Here is a 17383-nt window from a genome sequence, read left to right as displayed (position 1 = left end):
ACGGGAATTAAAGTTACAGACCAAGAGCTTGATACTATTGCAATCGAACGAAATTCTTTTCATGGCGAGTGGAACTATATTATAAAACCCAAAGTCGCCACTTAATTGTTCAAGTTATTTTTACATAACTCCTTAGTCTAAACTTCAGTACTTAACTTAGATGGAACGCAGATATGCTATAAAAAAATTGGGCGTTGCATAATTGAAGTATGAATTTAAGCGTTCAGGAGATAAAGTCGCTTTTTTAGTTAACATAATTTTTGTTTGATTAAAATTTCTGATAGAAATTGTTTTAAATTGTTAATACTGCTGCACTACTACCACGCTGTACTAGAAAAGGAGATAAAACGCGGTTTTCCACAGTTTTTTCTTCTAATAAATCGAGTAACATTTGCATGGCTATGCCACCAATTTCTAACATTGGCTGGCTAACTGTAGTTAATGCCGGCGTAACGTAACAACCCAGAGCAATACCATCAAATCCAACAAGGCTTAGATTTCGCGGTACTAAAATACCTAATTCTTGACAGGCTAATAAAGCGCCGATTGCTACCATATCGTTGTAACAAAAGATGCCTGTAACTTCCGCAGCCAGTAGTTTAGATAGCATATTTTGTCCGGTGCTAACATCGCTAGTTCTGGTATTATATTCTTCACTAATTGAAACCCAATCAGTATTTGGTGGAATCCCAGCCTCGGCAAGGGCGATTTGATATCCTTCTAGGCGCTGCTGGTTCGATCTGCTGCGATCGCCCACACCCAGATAACCAATAGCTGTGTGTCCCAAGCTGATTAGATGCTCTGTGGCTAATTTAGCGCCTAAGCGATCGTCTATTGCTACTGAGTGAAATATTTCGGATTGATTTTCAGTCTGGCTATTAATCAGAACTGTTGGTACAGCAATTTGTGTGAGTTGTTTAGTATGCTGTTTACTAATTCGCGAGTCGGCTATTAAGATCCCGTCCACTCTCCGGCGATGAAAGGTATCAATAGCTGCCATTTCTTGCTCAAAATCTCGGTGTGAAGCACTCAACAAAACACTCAAACCTGCTGGTTTAGCTATCTTCTCGATTCCCTCTACCACCTCGGCAAAAAAGGGATCAGAAATTGAAGTTACTACTACACCAATGGTATTAGTACGTTTATTTTGCAAGCTTTGAGCAATAGCATTCGGCACATAACTCATCTCCTGCGCTAGTCGCTTAATTTCTTCTCGCACTTTCGGGCTAATAAGAGTATTATCTCGCAAAGCACGTGAAACTGTAGAATGAGAAACACCTGCTTTGCGGGCAATATCTTCAATTGAAATTCTTCGTTTATTCATTATTTTATCTTAGCGTTAAAATATTGCACACGTGTGCAATCGTATGTATTATAGAAAATAATCCTTATTTATCAAGAGATAATACAACTCACATTTTGCATGGAAAATAGTTTGTCTATGAGATTACAACTACAAGTTACCAATTACAAATTCCCAATTAGTTGAACTTTTATTAAGAAAAAATGATTATCCTTGTAATGGGTGTCTCTGGTTCTGGGAAAACCACCATCGGAAAATTGCTAGCAGACTCTTTAGAATGGGAATTTAGCGACGCTGATACTTTCCACTCGCCAGAGAATATTGAGAAAATGCGGCGTGGTATCCCTCTGAGTGAAGATGATCGGATACCTTGGTTACAAGATTTGCAAACAGCCATAAAACATTGGCTACAAGAAAATAAAAATGTGGTACTGGCGTGTTCGGCTCTAAAAGATAGCTATCGGCAATTTTTGGTATTAGATAAAGAACGCATTAAACTAGTTTACCTCAAAGGGTCTTATGAGTTGATTAAAATGCGCTTGCAAGAACGTAGCAATCATTACATGAGCGAAAAACTACTCGATAGCCAGTTTTATACACTTGAAGAACCAGTAGATACTCTATGTATGGATATTGCACAGCCATCTCAGATAATCGTCCAAAACATTAGAACAGCTTTGGAAATTTAGCTTATTGCTGACAACCGTAATATTAAGATTAATCACGTATCTATAAAAACACGAACTTTTGGCAACTAAATCACATCAGATGTAAGTCTGAAGAAATATCAAAGCAAGCAGATAACTGTAATGGTAGGAGAAAACTAGTGTTTATAAGATTAGCGCAACAACATCAGCAATTCGTCCAAGACTTGGTAATGAACCTGCAAGCCTTGACAATTATACTTGAGCGGCGTGGTTATACTGCGTCTTGTTATACATGCGGCGACCAAATGAAAAGTGCTTCATTTATGGTTAGCCTGAAAGAAAAGCACCTGATTCGGTTTTTAGTATCTGATTATGGGATTACTTGGATGGAATTGTGGGACGATCGCGAATTAATGAAGTTGGAAGGTGCAGAAGCGATAAATCAGCTACAAGAGTTGGCTAATCTTGTTAAGTATTCCACAACTGTACAAGTAAAGAATTGATACTAAATTAGTTGAGTTAGACAGAAAAATTAATAATTATAGCTTTTGTATACTTGTGTTACCTAAAAGATTATCTTACATTTAGGCAATTAATGCACGGATGTGCAAAAAACATCTGAATCAAACAGATTGAATAAGACATTTAAGAAAGTGAATTGTATATAGATATGCAAAGACGCAATGAAACTTAATAATTATATTTGCACACGTGTGCAAATATAATTATTAAGACAGTTTTTGCACACCTGTGCATATAGTCCGAAAGTACCATTTAATAAATACAATATCGACAAGTAGGAAGATATGTCTCAAACTTTAAATAATGCCATTCTTCAGGTGCAAAACAATCCCCTACATTCACTAAAAGAATGGGAAGAAGACTTACTTAATCGCTATCCTGATCCAGATAGCATAGTTAAAGAAGGTAAAACTACCGAAGAATATAGGAATTACGAAACGACTATTAGAGATACAGTAAAAAAGTTTTATCGGTTAAATCATATTAATCAAACATATAATTTTGTACTTCAAAAAGAAAAAGAATATTTGAAGTTTGATAAAAAAGAAATGTCTGTTTGGGATGCAGTCGAGTTTTTGAATCAATTGGTTGATGATTCCGATCCTGATACAGACATGAATCAGTTACAACATCTATTACAAACATCAGAAGCTATTCGCGCCGATGGTCATCCTGACTGGATGGTACTTACTGGCTTCTTTCACGATCTGGGGAAAGTGCTTTGTCTATTTGGTGAACCTCAATGGGCTACTGTAGGCGATACTTATCCTGTAGGTTGTGCATTTTCTAATAAAATTGTTTTCTCAGAATTCTTTAAAGAAAATCCTGATTATAATAACCTCGATTACAACACTAAATATGGTATTTATGAACCGAAATGTGGATTGAGCAATGTACACATGTCATGGGGACATGATGAGTATTTTTATCAGATGATAAAAAACTATTTGCCTGAACCTGCATTATATATGCTTCGCTATCACTCGTTTTATCCTCAACATCGTGATAATGCCTATGAATATTTGATGGATAAACATGATAAAGAAATGTTTAAATGGGTAAGTTTATTCAATCCCTACGATTTGTATTCAAAAAACCCTATTCCTCCTGATTGGCAACAGTTAAAACCATACTATGAAGATTTGGTAGCTAAATATTTACCTGCAACATTAAAATTTTAAACTGCTTGAAAAAAATTCAAAAGTCAGAATTTAGAATAGTCTATCTTTGAATAAATATAGTAATAACAAGATATGATCTCTGTAAAAAATAAAATAGGTACACAGATTTTTTCTCCTCATTCAGGCTTAAAAGTATTATTATTTACTCATTCATTGCTTTCAAGTGATGGAAGATAAATAACAAATAAATATGATTAACAAGCAGATTTTATCTAACTTAAAAAATCTAACCAAAGGATGTTTACATTTATCAAAATTTAACTTTTGTAATCAAATAGTTCCCTACTATGACAGGATCTTTTCTGAAAGAAGTTGATTGAGAAATGTTAACATTTTTAACATTGACTTTAATATTGAATAGACCAATTTATACAGATGCTTTCAAATAAAGACTTTGGGTTTGATTGGAGAGATTTAAAATTTTTTACATTTGTAAACTTCAATAAACAAAATTAATTTTTGCGCAGGAGCGGGATAAAATGAAATAAAGTTAAAACAAATAAAAATTGACAAGTTGAATAAAACTAACTAATTTTTGAAAGTTTTACTTAAAAGCTATTTTTAGGCTATGCACTATGAAATAATTCCACCAAAAAACAATGCAATTATTTGAAGTAGTTTAATATTCATGATTTTGCTTTAACAATAAACTATTTAGTTTAGGAAGCTAATAGCAATTACTCCAATTAAGTCAAATCACAAAACCTTTAGAGTTTAAATTCCAAAATCTAGTGGGATCGCTAGGTTAGGTCTAAGTTTTTCAGACCTAGTTTAGATTGTGATGACATCGATCAAATTTAAATCCGTTGTTATAAATATGAAGATAATTTCATTGATAGTTGGCATATTATGTTTTACAGTTGTTGGTTGCACAAATAGCGCTCAAAATAACAACACTGCTACTAATACTACTAATAAGGCTACTAATATAAGTGCAGAGAATCTTAGTACTCCAAATAGAAAATTGCAAACAATCGGTATAGCTTTGGGTGACTTAGGCAATCCCTTCTATAATGCAGTGCAGAAAGGGGCTGAGACAGAAGCCGAGAAAATTGGGGGTAATATCAGAGTTAATGCGGTTTCCAGTGCCTTTGACCTAAACCAACAAAGCAACCAAATCGAAAATTTTACGGCTGCAAATACCGATTTAATTATCCTCAGCGCTGTTGACAAAAAAGGAGTTAAACCAGTTATCGATCAAGCAAGGCTTGCAGGTAGGGTTGTGATTGCAGTAGATTCAGCTGTTGATGCAGATGTAGATGCGATGATTAGTTCCAACAATACCCAAGCTGGTGAGGTTGCTTGTCAATATATTGGCGATCGCCTCAAAGGTCAAGGTAATGTAGTCATCCTCAACGGTACTCCGATGGACTCAATCAATCAGCGAGTGAGTGGTTGTAAGAATTCATTATCCAAATATCCTGACATAAAAATCATCTCAGACCAAAACGCTGAAGGGACTAGGGATGGAGGACTTAGAGTCATGAGCGATTTGCTGACAACTTTCCCTAAAATTGATGCCGTTTTTGCTACGAACGATCAAAGCGGTGTAGGCGCAGATTTAGCAGCTAGACAAGCAAAACGTAAAGAATTCTTTATTGTTGGGGTTGACGGCTCACCGGATGCAACCAAAGCAATGGAAGACAAAGATGGTGTATTTGCGGCAACTGCTGCTCAAAATCCCGCACAGATGGCGCAAAAAGCAGTTGAGATTGGCAACAATTTAATCCAGGGCAAAAAACCTAGTGATTCCGAGATTTTAATTCCAGTCAAGTTAGTCACCAAAGACAACCTCAGCACTTACGAAGGCTGGTAAGTATTTAATCACCTTGAGGAGATATATGAATGTGAAAAAAATTGCGATCGCAGCTAGCATATTAGGTCTACTCAGTAGTACTGTTATTGGTTGCACAAATAACTCTCAAAATGGCAACACTGCTAATACTAGTGCAGCGAGTAAGGGTGTCACTGGGGATGTAAAATTACGAGCAGTTGGCTTCACAGTTGGCGATTTAAGTAACCCCTTCTTCGTCGTTATGGGGCAGGCAGTTGAGGCAGCAGCGAAGAAATTTGGGGGTAATGATGTCAAAGTTATTGTCGCTTCCAGTGCCTATGACCTCAACCAACAAACCAATCAAATAGAAAATTTCATTGCGGCAAATACTGACATCATTGTTCTGAATGCTGCTGATAAAAGTGGCATTCAGCCAGCAGTTGAAAGAGCGAAACAAGCAGGCAAAATTGTAATCGCTGTAGATACAGGTGCTGATGGAGGTGTGGATGCCACCATTACAACTAACAATGTCAAAGCTGGAGAACTGGGTTGCCAATATATTGCCGATCGCCTCAAAGGCAAAGGCAATGTAGTCATAGTTAACGGCCCTCCAGTGGAATCGGTGCTTCAACGAGTTAGCGGTTGCGAAAAGGTATTGTCCAAATATCCCGACCTAAAAATACTTTCTAAGAACCAGAATGCAGAGGGAAGTAGGGATGGAGGACTTAGAGTCATGACTGATTTGCTGACAACCTTTCCGAAAATTGATGCTGTTTTTGCAATCAACGATCCGAGTGGGGTGGGAGCAGAACTAGCAGCTAACCAAGCACAACGTAAAGATTTCTTTATTGTTGGGGTTGATGGTGCGCCAGAAGCAATCAAAGCGATCGCTGACAAAAATGGTATATATGCTGCGACTGCTACTCAAAATCCGAGAGGTATGGCTACAGAAGCAGTCAGGGTTGGTAACGACATCTTGAATGGTAAAAAACCTAGTAATTCTACCATTCTGCTGACACCCAAGCTGATTACAAAAGACAACGTCAGCACAGAGAAAGGTTGGTAAGTAATCACAATTGTGAAAGTCACCGATCATCAGTGGTAAGTTTTCTAAAGATGATTTTGTAACGGCTTTCATTTCATATCAAACTATGATTTTCGGGAATTTTTAACTTAAAAAACGCAAATTTTCAATTGTTTTTAGAGGCACAGCTGATGACAACAAGTATTGAAACCTCTTTTCCTCATCTACCAACAGCTACCCCTGTATTAGAAATGCAAGGGATTGCTAAACGATTTAATGGTGTAGCTGCCCTGCAAAATGTCAATCTCACGATTTACCCAGGAGAGGTTCACGCCCTCATGGGTGAAAACGGAGCAGGCAAAAGCACATTGATGAAGATCCTGGCTGGGGCTTACATTGCTGATGAAGGCGAGATTCGCATCAACGGTAGCCCTGTAAAAATTACCGATCCAGCTTCAGCACGCAAGGCTGGTATCAATCTCATTTATCAAGAACTGAACGTTGCCCCTAATTTAACCGTTGCCGAAAATATTTTTATGGGTAGCGAGTTGCGCCGAGGTCAGTTTTTAGACCGCAAAGGTATGGAACTGGAAGCCCAGAAAGTGCTTCAAAGCCTGGGAGCGAGTTTTACACCACAAACAGTGGTTGGTAGCTTGGTAGTCGCCGAACAACAGCAGGTGGAAATTGCGCGGGCGCTGAAGGACAATAGCCGTGTTTTGGTAATGGACGAGCCAACAGCAGCACTATCTGACCGCGAAACAGAGCGCTTGTTTGAGGTAATTCGCAGATTAAAAAGCGACGGCATTGCCATTATCTACATCAGTCATCGCATGGAAGAAATATATGCATTGGCTGACCGGATTAGCGTGCTGCGTGATGGTCAATACATTGGCAGTCTGACACGGGATGAAATTTCTGCACAGCGATTAGTACAAATGATGGTCGGTCGCTCGATGCAAGACTTTTATGAACATCAACGGCAAACCAACCCAGGCCCAGTGAGATTGGAAGTCACAAATATCAGTGATGGACGCAAGGTTGAGCCAACTAGTTTTCAACTTCGCGCTGGCGAAATTGTCGGTCTGGCGGGGCTAGTTGGTGCAGGACGAACGGAAGTATGCAGGCTGATTTTTGGTGCCGATCGCAAAATAAGCGGTGAAGTCTTCCTGAATGGGATGAAACTTAATATTAATAACCCCGGTGATGCCATTGCTGCTGGAATTGGTTACGTCCCAGAAGACCGCAAAGACCAGGGTTTATTTCTGGAGATGAGTTCGCGTAAGAATATTGCCATTAACACACTCAAGCAGGATGCAAAGGCTGGTGTCGTCAATTGGGGTTCAGTCAATCTATTAGCGACGCAAGCGGTGGAAAACTTCAATATCCGGCTGGCGAATTTGGAAATCAGAGCGGTGGATCTTTCTGGTGGTAATCAGCAGAAGCTTCTATTGGCGCGTTGGTTAGCGATTAAGCCGAGAGTACTGATGTTGGATGAGCCGACACGCGGCGTAGATATCGGTGCTAAAAGCGAAATTTACCGAATTATCAGCGAGTTAGCAGCCCAAGGTGTTGCAATTCTAATGGTTTCCAGCGAACTACCGGAGGTTGTGGGCTTGAGCGATCGCGTTTTAGTAATGCGAGAAGGGCAGCTAGTAGGCGAACTCGACGGCAGTCTTGGTAAAGAAATTACCCAAGAAAATATTATGCACTATGCAACTGGAGCATCGGAGGTACCAGCATCATGAGTCAGACAGTAAGACCAGCCAATAATAGAACAGACAAGAATTCAACGCAGCGCAACCGCAAATCAATCAGCACTCTGCTTGAGGTTGCAGGTATTCTGCCGATTCTAATAATTATCTGCATCTTATTTACATTCCTTTCTCCCAGCTTCCTCACAGGCGCTAATATCATTAATATATTGCGTCAGGCATCAATCAATATTGTCCTAGCAACGGGAATGACGTTTGTAATTCTGACTGGAGGTATTGACCTTTCAGTTGGATCAATATTAGCTGTTTCTGCCGTAGTTACGGTGCTGGTATCGCTACTTCCGGCTATAGGTTGGGCGGCTATACCTGCGGGTTTGCTTGCAGGATTGCTTTTAGGTTTAATTAACGGCGCTCTGATCACTTTTTTGGATGTGCCACCTTTTATCGTCACGCTGGGTTCACTGACTGCCTTGCGGGGTGTTGCCTTTTTGGTTGCCAATGGTACAACGGTTATTAACCGTGAGATAAATTTTGCTTGGATAGGTAATAGCTATGTCGGCCCCTTGCCTTGGCTAGTAATCATTGCGCTACTGAGTATAGTAGTGAGTTGGTTTGTCCTGCGACAAACTGTTTTAGGGGTGCAAATATATGCAGTGGGTGGTAACGAGCGAGCCGCACGATTAACTGGGATTAAAGTTGATCGGGTATTGCTATTTGTGTATGGCGTCAGTGGATTACTGGCAGGTTTGGCAGGAATAATGAGTGCCAGCCGTCTTTATAGTGCTAGTGGCATCGTCGGTACTGGTTACGAATTGGATGCGATCGCAGCTGTTATTCTAGGTGGAACCAGCTTTACAGGTGGTATTGGTACTATTGGCGGTACTCTTCTAGGTGCATTAATTATTGCTATTCTCAACAACGGTTTAACTTTGTTGAACCTATCTTACTTCTGGCAACTAGTTGTTAAAGGACTAGTAATTATTTTGGCAGTAATGATTGATCGGTTACGCAGACGTTCTAGACGGTAGAGAATCAAAGTCTTTGGAAATTAATTGGGCATTGAGAATAGAGAATGAGCCTTTGAACTTCATTAATGAATCTTTGTAACTCCATTAATGAGCCTTTGAACTCCGTTAATGAGCCTTTGAACTCCGTTAATGAGCCTTTGAACTCCGTTAATGAGCCTTTGAACTCCATTAATGAGCCTTTGGTTTCTACTCTCCTGCTCCCCAATCCCCAATTCCCAATCCCCAATCCCCAACATATAAACTATGTCTTCCACTACTGTTCGTCGTAAAGCCAACACGTTTTATGTAATTTTGATTGCTGGTGCTGCGGCACTCGGCGGGTTTTTATTCGGTTTTGATACTGCTGTAATCAACGGTGCGGTTTTATCTCTAGAAAAAGCTTTTAACACCAGTAGTTGGCTGACTGGGCTAGCAGTGTCCCTAGCATTGCTGGGTTCTGCGGTAGGAGCCTTCTTTGCCGGACAGATTGCAGACCGTTATGGTCGAGTCAAGGCAATGGTGGTCGCTTCGGCGTTATTTACTATCAGTGCCATTGGCTCTGGGCTTGCCTTCACTATCTTGGATTTTATCTTTTGGCGAGTATTGGGTGGGATTGGAATCGGCGTTGCTAGCGTTATCGCGCCGGCTTATATTGCCGAATGTTCTCCCACGGATTTGCGAGGAAGGTTAGGATCTCTGCAACAATTAGCGATCGTAGTGGGAATTTTCGCCGCCTTATTGATCGACTACTTTATCGTCGCTCTGTCGCCAGGAGGTTCAGCAGATTCGCTGTTGTTGGGGATTGCAGCTTGGCGCTGGATGTTTTGGACAGCAGTCCCACCAGCAGTATTCTACGGGATGATCGCTTTAACAATTCCTGAATCTCCCCGTTACTTGGTTGCCAAAGGACGAGAAAAAGAAGCTGCTAACGTTCTGACCAAGATTTTGGGGGGTGACGTACTGCCAAAAATCGAAGAAATTCGGCAGACAGTGCTTCAAGAACGCCAGCCTAAATTTTCTGATCTTTTAAGCAGAAGTGGCGGACTCCTGCCAATTGTTTGGATAGGAATCGGCTTATCTGTACTCCAGCAATTTGTTGGTATTAATGTAATTTTCTATTACAGCAGCGTTTTGTGGCGTGCAGTCGGGTTTTCAGAACAAAGTTCCCTAAGCATCACGGTGATTACAGGAGCTGTCAACATTATTACAACATTGATTGCGATCGCCTTCGTGGATAAATTTGGTCGCAAGCCCTTACTCATAATCGGGTCAATCGGCATGACCATAACCTTGGGGACGATGGCTTATCTGTTTGGTAATGCTCCCCTCGATGCTGCCGGGAACCCCAATCTTACCGGAAGCGCGGGTACTGTAGCTCTCATCGCAGCCAACCTCTATGTGTTTTGCTTCGGTTTCTCCTGGGGGCCAGTGGTTTGGGTGCTGTTAGGAGAAATGTTTAATAACAAAATTCGAGCCGCCGCACTTTCGATTGCTGCTGCTATGCAATGGGTTGCCAATTTCCTCATTTCCACAACATTTCCTCCTATACTGCAATATTTCGGTCTAGGTTCTGCCTATGGACTCTATACAATTGCAGCAGCTACCTCATTCTTTTTTATTCTCTTTTTTATTAAAGAAACCAAAGGAATTGAGTTGGAAGATATGTAATTGGCATCCATCTATAGGAATCCGGTTTGATTCCTAAATTTACTTGCGTAGAGAGGGAACAGAGAACAGGGTACAGGGTACAGAAAAAAAGGGATAGATACGTACTGAGTCTTGTTTAAAAATCAAACATAAATCCTATAACACTGCTGTGCGTAAATTGTAATTTGTATCTCTGTATCCTCTGCGCCTGTGTGATTACATGATTAAGGGAGTTTGTAGTAAGCAATTTAGCAAATTTGTAGAGTGAATTAACTTTTAAACTTCTCTTCTTTTTTCTCTTTCTTATCCTATCAAAGACGCTACGCGAACGTGTACTTCGTGTACTTCGCGGTTCGTTCTTTTACCCCTCAGAATCAATTTGATAGACCACTAGAGAAAACATTCACAACTAATAACGACAACGTAATTGAACAATATGTAGTAGTGTGTTTATAAATGTATTTAGTGGCAGGTATGAAGCCTAACACACTTGATTGGTATACATAACCGGAAAGTGAATATAGCTAGCTGCATACAGAAAAAGACACATCGCTTCTCTATGAGATGCTGCGCGATCGCTCCGAATTCAAAATTAATGATCCCTATAAATAAATTCAGGGGCAAGTAAGCTTTACTTTGCGTTTTTCTCTCAAGAGACGCTGCGCGAATGCGTCTATGCAGTTTGTAATTTCATTTTCTGCCTAAGTTCAAATACCGTATAAAAATAAACTTGCATATTTGGGATGTTTCCATTTAATTTAAATGATCTAAAACCAGAGTTCCAAATATGTAGATTAAGTCATAAGCTGTAAGCTTTGGTTTAAGTGTAATCTCTTTCGTTACAAAGTCAAAATTCAACTATCTTCAACTAACAAATCAATGATTAAAACTCTTTTTTATAGTTTTTTTCTCCTATTTTTGGCAATTCCAGCAGTTTGGGCAGCACCTCCAGAAAATGATTCTAATGCAGCAGATACTAATCGGAATTTGCAAGGACAAGTAAATTCTGTTTCCCAGTTTTCTGATATACAACCAACTGATTGGGCGTTTGGTGCATTGCAATCGCTGGTAGAACGCTATGGCTGTATTGCAGGTTATCCCAATTCTACCTATCGCGGTAATCGTGCCTTAACCCGTTATGAGTTTGCCGCAGGTTTAAATGCTTGTTTAGATCGGATTAATGAGTTAATTGCCAAAGGTACTAGCGATTTAGTTAATAAGCAAGATTTGGCAGTGCTGCAAAAGTTACAGTCAGATTTTGGCGCAGAATTGACAACTCTGCGCGGACGAGTAGATACCCTAGAGGCACATACAGCAACATTAGAGACACAGCAGTTTTCCACTACTACTAGGTTGAATGCTCAAATTATTACCGCCATTAGCGATACCTTTGGTGATAGAGTCGGTGGCGAAGATGATCAATCCAATCTCTACTTTGCAAATCGGGGTCGTCTCAACTTTGAGAGCAGTTTCACTGGCAAAGATTTATTGCGAATCCGGCTAGAATTTGGTAACTTTGCGTCCAATGTTGGCAGCCAAATTGCCGCAGCCACAGGCACAGGGATGACACGCCTGAACTTCGATTATGACAGCAACGAGATACTTTATGTCCCCCACATCCGTTATTACTTTCCAGTCAGTGATTCCCTTAACTTCGTTGTTGGGCCTACAGGCATTGGTTACACCGACATTTCAACCACCGTCACTCCCCCCACAATTGCTGATGACGGCAATGGAGTTCCCTCACTATTTGGGTCATATAGTCCCTTATTCCGGCGAGGTGGTGCCGGTGCAGCCGCTAACTGGAACATTACCAAAGACTTGGTTCTCACTTTGGGCTATTTAGCAGGCAGTTCTAATGTGCCATCGCCTAGCAACGGATTATTTAATGGCGGCTACAACGCCCTAGCGCACTTAGCTTATTACGGTAAGCAAGGAGCAATTGGTGTTGCCTACTCTCATGGCTATAGCCCTGCTGGAGTAATTGAACTCTCAGCTGGGACGGGTAGCGTTCTGTCAAACGCTCCCTTTGGCAATAACATTGCTACTTCCAACGATATTGTCGGCACACAGGGATACTATCGCTTCTCCCCAAATTTCCAAGTCCACGCTTGGGGTGGATATATTTGGGCAAATGCCGAAAATTCTGGTTTGAGTGATATTTCCAATGGTAGGGGTGGAACAGATTCTCTGTTTGTGAACAATGGTGACAATGCCAATGCCTGGTTTGGGGCGATTGGTATGTCGTTTCCTGATGTGGGGGGTAGAGGCAATCTGCCAGGAATTCTCTTTGGTATACCACCCCATGTCTCTAACAGTGATGTCCGTCAAGACCGAGACAACGCTTACCATATCGAAGCATTTTATCGTTACCGCCTCAATGACAACATCTCAGTGACTCCTGGTTTTTGGGTGATTCTCAACCCGGAAAACGACAACAGAAATGATACGCAGTATGTGGGTGTACTTCGCACAACCTTCGATTTTTAACTGAATTAGAACTTACACACACTCTATAAGGGGAGGGTTAGGGTGGGGTAAAACTATTAAAAAATCAAGACTCCATCTCAGCCAATTCTAACCAGCGTTCAGTCGCCACATCGATCGCTTGCTTAAGATTTTCCACTTTTTCATACAATTTCTGCACTTGGCTATAATTCCCCGGTGAGACATTCGATAGTGTTTTCTCCGTTTCTGCCTTTTCAGCTTCTAAGTCGGCAATTTTACCTTCCAACTGCTCAAATTCTTTTTTCTCCCAATTAGATAACCTCCGCCGCTTGGTATTTTCTCCATCCTTGGGTGAAGCCGCACCATTTTGGACTTCGGCATTTTTAGGCTTCTCTTTAGTAGTAGCAGCTTGTTGCTGTGCTTCTTCAGCCTTTTTATAATCCAGATAAATCGAGTAATTACCTGGATATTGCCGGAGATTACCGCCTTCCTCAAAGGAAAATACTGTGTCGATGGTGCGATCAAGAAAGTAGCGATCGTGAGAAACTACAATTACACACCCAGCAAAATCTTCTAAATAATCCTCTAATACTGCCAATGTCTGGACATCTAAATCATTTGTCGGTTCATCTAAAATTAAGACATTGGGCGCACTCATCAAAACCCGCAACAGAAATAAACGGCGTTTTTCACCACCTGAAAGTTTATGAATTGGGGCATACTGCTGATTACCAGGAAACAAAAACCGCTCTAACATTTGCGAAGCAGTAATTTGAGTACCATCGGTAATTTTGACAAATTCTCCTTCTTCTTTGATGTAGTCAATCACGCGCTGATTTTCGTTCAATGCTGTGAGCAATTCTTCTGAATGTTGGTCAAAATAACCGATGTGAATCGTAGTACCAATTTCTGCAATGCCGGAATCTGGCTTAACCCGTCCAGTGATTATATCCATTAAAGTGGATTTACCAGCACCGTTAGCACCAATAATGCCGATGCGGTCTTCTGGACTAAATTCGTAGGTGAAATTATTAATCAGAGTGCGTCCATTGTATGCCTTAGAAATGTTATCTAATTCAATAACTTTTTTACCAATACGACGACCAACTGTGGAAATATCAACTTTACCCTGAACTTGTTTAAATTCAGTATCCCGCAGAGCGTGAGCGCGGTCAATTCTAGCTTTTTGCTTGGTACTTCTGGCTTTTGGCCCTTTTTTGAGCCATTCCAACTCGCGGCGCAACAAGCCTTGGTGTTTACGTTGACTACTTACAGCAGATTCTTCAGCTAAAGCTTTCTTTTCAAGGTAATATGAATAGTTACCTGTATAGGTGTAAATGTCGCCTCGGTCGATTTCAATAATCCGATTGGTAACGCGATCTAAAAAGTAGCGATCGTGAGTGATCAGAAAAAGTGCGCCACGATAGCGATTTAAATAACTTTGTAACCATTCTACAGAAAGAGCATCAAGATGGTTTGTCGGTTCATCCATGAGCAAAACATCTGGTTCTGATAGCAAGGCTGATGCTAAAGCAATGCGCTTGCGATAGCCTCCAGATAAAGTACTTATCTTGGCATCAAAGTCAGAAATTCCTAATTTTGTGAGGATGATTTTGGCATTAGTTTCTAGTTCCCAAGCACCAGTCGTATCCATCCGTTGCATCACCACAGAAAGGCGAGACATCAGTTGACTATCATCTGGATAGTGAACCAATTTATCAGAAAGTTCTTCATACTCACGCACCAAGGATGTATGTTCGCCACTATCAGCGAAAACTTGCTCTAAAACTGTGTGATTTTCATCTAAATCTGGCTGCTGAGGTAAGTAGATAATTTTAGAACCAGAGTTGATTAAAATTTGACCGCTATCAATGGATTCTAACCCGGCAATCATTTTTAATAGGGTTGATTTACCAGAGCCATTAGTACCAATTAATCCAACTTTATCAGTAGCATCAAGGCTAAAGCTAGCATCTTTTAAAATTTCTTTGATGCCAAAGTCCTTTTTTGCTGATTGTAGTGTAATAATACCCATAAGATTGAAGTCATTAATTATTTTTCATTAGTGAGTAGGCAAGGCTTATACCTTACCTACATTCGCCGAATTTATACAAATAAGTCCAAGGGAAGGTGTCCATACATTTCGTTGATTCCATCTTCGTCATAAGACTGGCAAGATACTAATACACCACGATGATGCCCATCATAAGAATCAAGATAACACAAGCCATTTTTACCATTTAGTTTGATATAAACTGGGCCTTCGGGTGTAAGTAAATTATTTGGTGGTTCATAACCCAAAGCCAGAGAATAGGTTTTCATGGCCAATATTCCTTCTTCTGCTGTATCACCACAAATTCCTAAAATTTGGTAATCAGTAAGCTTGGCGAGCAAAATTAAGGCATTACGAATTACTACTTTTTCTGATGATTTGAGGATAGGGGCAATGTCTAGACAGTTGAATTTATTCAATAATTTCTTCGCTTCTTCAACAGTAATATTTTGAGGATTGGGGATTGACATAAACTTTGACTATTATTTAGTTGGTTTTTTTCTGGTGTTTGAGTTGGTACTAGTACCGCCAGGCGGAAGTCAAAAGTCACTCATGCTTTAATTGTGAGCTTCCTGATTATAATCAAATGGTAAGTTTCCACCGACCTGTACTAGCCCAACTTATACCATTTTGGATTTTGGATTTTAAATTGGGAATAGTCCAATGTGTTGTAAAATTTGTCTGGAGCCAGAGCAAATTCCATAACTTTAGACTTTGTTATCTTATGCCCGCTTCCCTTCTACGGTTGATTTTGGACATTCCCAAGGTTGAATATGAAGGGTACGCCATTTTTGGAGTCACTACCCATAACGAGGACTTTGGGCATCTGAGCGCCGCCAGTCTTCCAAGCTTCAATTGCTTCTTTTTGCAGAACTAACTGCCCTCCTTGGGCTTTGAGTGTCTCTGCTAAGAGTCTTTGAGCTTCTGCCCTACCTTTGGCACGATTTACATCTGCTTGGGCTTCTTGTTCAGCTTCACGTGCTACATAAACGGCTCTTTGCGCCCGTTGTTCGGCAATTTGTTTTTCTTCGACTGCTCTGGCAAATTCTGGTGAGAATGCTAAATCAACTACGCTAGTATCTAACACAATTATCCCATATTTATCTAAGCGATCGCCTAAGGCATTATCAAAGTCTTCTTTCAATTCACTTCTTTTGGTAATCGCTTCTTCTACTGTTCTTCTGGCTGCGGCAATTTTAAATGCTTCTTGTGTTTGGGGTGCAATGATTTTTGATACAATATTTGCTAATGTTCCTTGTCTCCTTCTAACTTCAACAACCTTTATCGGATCGAGGCGAAAGTTAATTGCAAATCTTGCAGATAAATTTTGCAAATCTTTAGTGGAACTCTCTGCTGGTACTTCAAATTTTTGCACCGTCAAATCATACACATCTATCACAGTGATAAAAGGCGGTTTTAAGTGAATACCTTCCAATAAAGCACCATCTTTTGCTTTACCCAAGATGCTGATTACTCCTGCTTGTCCTGGGTTGATAATAATAAAGGAATTTAGCCCGATAATCACTAGTATTGCTAACACAATTCCCAAAACTGTGGTTTGCCAATTACCCAATTGCTGAATTTTCAAATTAATCTCTCCAATATGAGTTAGTCATTTGTCATTGGTCATTTGTCATTGGGCATTAGGAGTGCTGAGTGCTGTTAGCGGTAGCGGGGCGTTTAGCCCGTGCTGAGTGCTGAGTTAGGAGTTAAGAGTTAAGAGTTAAGAGTTAGGAGTTAAGAGTTAAGAGTTAGGAGTTTTGTTTATCTCCTTGTCCCCTTGTCCCCTTGTCACCTTGTCACCTTGTCCCCTTGTCACCTTGTCACCTTGTCCCCTTGTCCCTTTGTCTCCCAGTGCCCAACGATGCACCAAGCTTGTCGTTGGCGCAGTCTTTCCAAGAGTTGTGTTCTCAGTTATTGAATAAACTCAGTTACCAGTACAGCTTGGCGTAAATAAACATACCATTTCAGATGGCGCAAGAGCTTGGAATACAATTATGCGTGACTTTTGACTTGCGGTACTATTTTAAGTTTCAGGGTAACTGAAAGTTTGAGAGATTTCAAA

General features: G+C 40.4%; 14 protein-coding genes. 10 read left to right on the top strand and 4 right to left on the bottom strand.

Going from position 1 to position 17383, the window contains the following annotated elements; translation table 11 throughout:
* Window positions 1-105 (top strand): ISAzo13-like element transposase-related protein (locus V7K79_RS24185; RefSeq protein WP_335051175.1); only part of this gene is annotated, 105 nt, incomplete at its 5' end.
* A gap of 187 nt (window positions 106-292) precedes the next feature.
* On the opposite strand, the gene V7K79_RS24180 is transcribed toward V7K79_RS24185, so the two are convergent.
* Complete coding sequence (locus tag V7K79_RS24180; RefSeq protein WP_335051167.1) at window positions 293-1324, bottom strand: LacI family DNA-binding transcriptional regulator; 1032 nt, start codon at window positions 1322-1324, stop codon at window positions 293-295.
* A 182-nt stretch (window positions 1325-1506) separates the two neighbouring features.
* On the opposite strand from V7K79_RS24180, the gene V7K79_RS24175 reads away from it, so the two are divergent.
* From V7K79_RS24175 to V7K79_RS24135, 9 genes are all read left to right on the top strand, one after another.
* Window positions 1507-1992 carry a gluconokinase gene (locus V7K79_RS24175; RefSeq protein ID WP_335051165.1) on the top strand — a complete coding sequence of 162 codons (486 nt, stop codon included), beginning with the start codon at window positions 1507-1509 and terminating at the stop codon, window positions 1990-1992.
* A gap of 137 nt (window positions 1993-2129) precedes the next feature.
* On the top strand, window positions 2130-2453 hold the full coding sequence (locus tag V7K79_RS24170) for a DUF1815 family protein (RefSeq protein ID WP_335051164.1): 324 nt from the start codon (window positions 2130-2132) through the stop codon (window positions 2451-2453).
* 303 nt (window positions 2454-2756) lie between these two features.
* On the top strand, window positions 2757-3653 hold the full coding sequence (locus tag V7K79_RS24165; RefSeq protein WP_335051162.1) for an inositol oxygenase family protein: 897 nt from the start codon (window positions 2757-2759) through the stop codon (window positions 3651-3653).
* An 817-nt stretch (window positions 3654-4470) separates the two neighbouring features.
* Window positions 4471-5469, top strand: coding sequence for an ABC transporter substrate-binding protein (locus V7K79_RS24160; RefSeq protein WP_335051160.1), 999 nt, complete (start codon window positions 4471-4473; stop codon window positions 5467-5469).
* A gap of 25 nt (window positions 5470-5494) precedes the next feature.
* Window positions 5495-6493: an ABC transporter substrate-binding protein gene (locus tag V7K79_RS24155; protein WP_335051158.1), complete on the top strand. Its 999-nt coding sequence runs from the start codon at window positions 5495-5497 to the stop codon at window positions 6491-6493.
* A 149-nt stretch (window positions 6494-6642) separates the two neighbouring features.
* Window positions 6643-8196, top strand: coding sequence for a sugar ABC transporter ATP-binding protein (locus V7K79_RS24150; RefSeq protein ID WP_335051156.1), 1554 nt, complete (start codon window positions 6643-6645; stop codon window positions 8194-8196).
* Window positions 8193-9191 carry an ABC transporter permease subunit gene (locus V7K79_RS24145; protein ID WP_335051154.1) on the top strand — a complete coding sequence of 333 codons (999 nt, stop codon included), beginning with the start codon at window positions 8193-8195 and terminating at the stop codon, window positions 9189-9191. The genes V7K79_RS24150 and V7K79_RS24145 overlap by 4 nt, the downstream gene beginning before the upstream one ends.
* Before the next feature lie 243 nt (window positions 9192-9434).
* Window positions 9435-10838 (top strand): sugar porter family MFS transporter, encoded by a 1404-nt coding sequence (locus V7K79_RS24140; protein WP_335051152.1) that lies wholly within the window; start codon window positions 9435-9437, stop codon window positions 10836-10838.
* 858 nt (window positions 10839-11696) lie between these two features.
* Window positions 11697-13307: an iron uptake porin gene (locus V7K79_RS24135; protein WP_335051150.1), complete on the top strand. Its 1611-nt coding sequence runs from the start codon at window positions 11697-11699 to the stop codon at window positions 13305-13307.
* Window positions 13308-13371: 64 nt separating this feature from the next.
* Here V7K79_RS24135 and V7K79_RS24130 read toward each other — a convergent pair whose 3' ends face one another.
* The 3 genes from V7K79_RS24130 to V7K79_RS24120 all read right to left on the bottom strand — a co-directional run bounded on the left by V7K79_RS24130 (window position 13372) and on the right by V7K79_RS24120 (window position 16906).
* Window positions 13372-15300 (bottom strand): ABC-F family ATP-binding cassette domain-containing protein, encoded by a 1929-nt coding sequence (locus V7K79_RS24130; protein ID WP_335051148.1) that lies wholly within the window; start codon window positions 15298-15300, stop codon window positions 13372-13374.
* A 71-nt stretch (window positions 15301-15371) separates the two neighbouring features.
* Window positions 15372-15788, bottom strand: coding sequence for a DUF1824 family protein (locus V7K79_RS24125; RefSeq protein WP_335051146.1), 417 nt, complete (start codon window positions 15786-15788; stop codon window positions 15372-15374).
* Between the two features lie 269 nt (window positions 15789-16057).
* Window positions 16058-16906, bottom strand: a complete 849-nt coding sequence (locus tag V7K79_RS24120; RefSeq protein WP_335051144.1) for a prohibitin family protein — start codon at window positions 16904-16906, stop codon at window positions 16058-16060.
* Window positions 16907-17383 lie beyond the last annotated feature (477 nt).

Origin of the sequence: Nostoc sp., assembly GCF_036917575.1 — a bacterium.
In the GTDB taxonomy this organism is placed as follows: domain Bacteria; phylum Cyanobacteriota; class Cyanobacteriia; order Cyanobacteriales; family Nostocaceae; genus Nostoc.
Note: the sequence above shows the minus strand (reverse complement) of the source record. Positions and strands in the feature narration are given on the sequence as shown.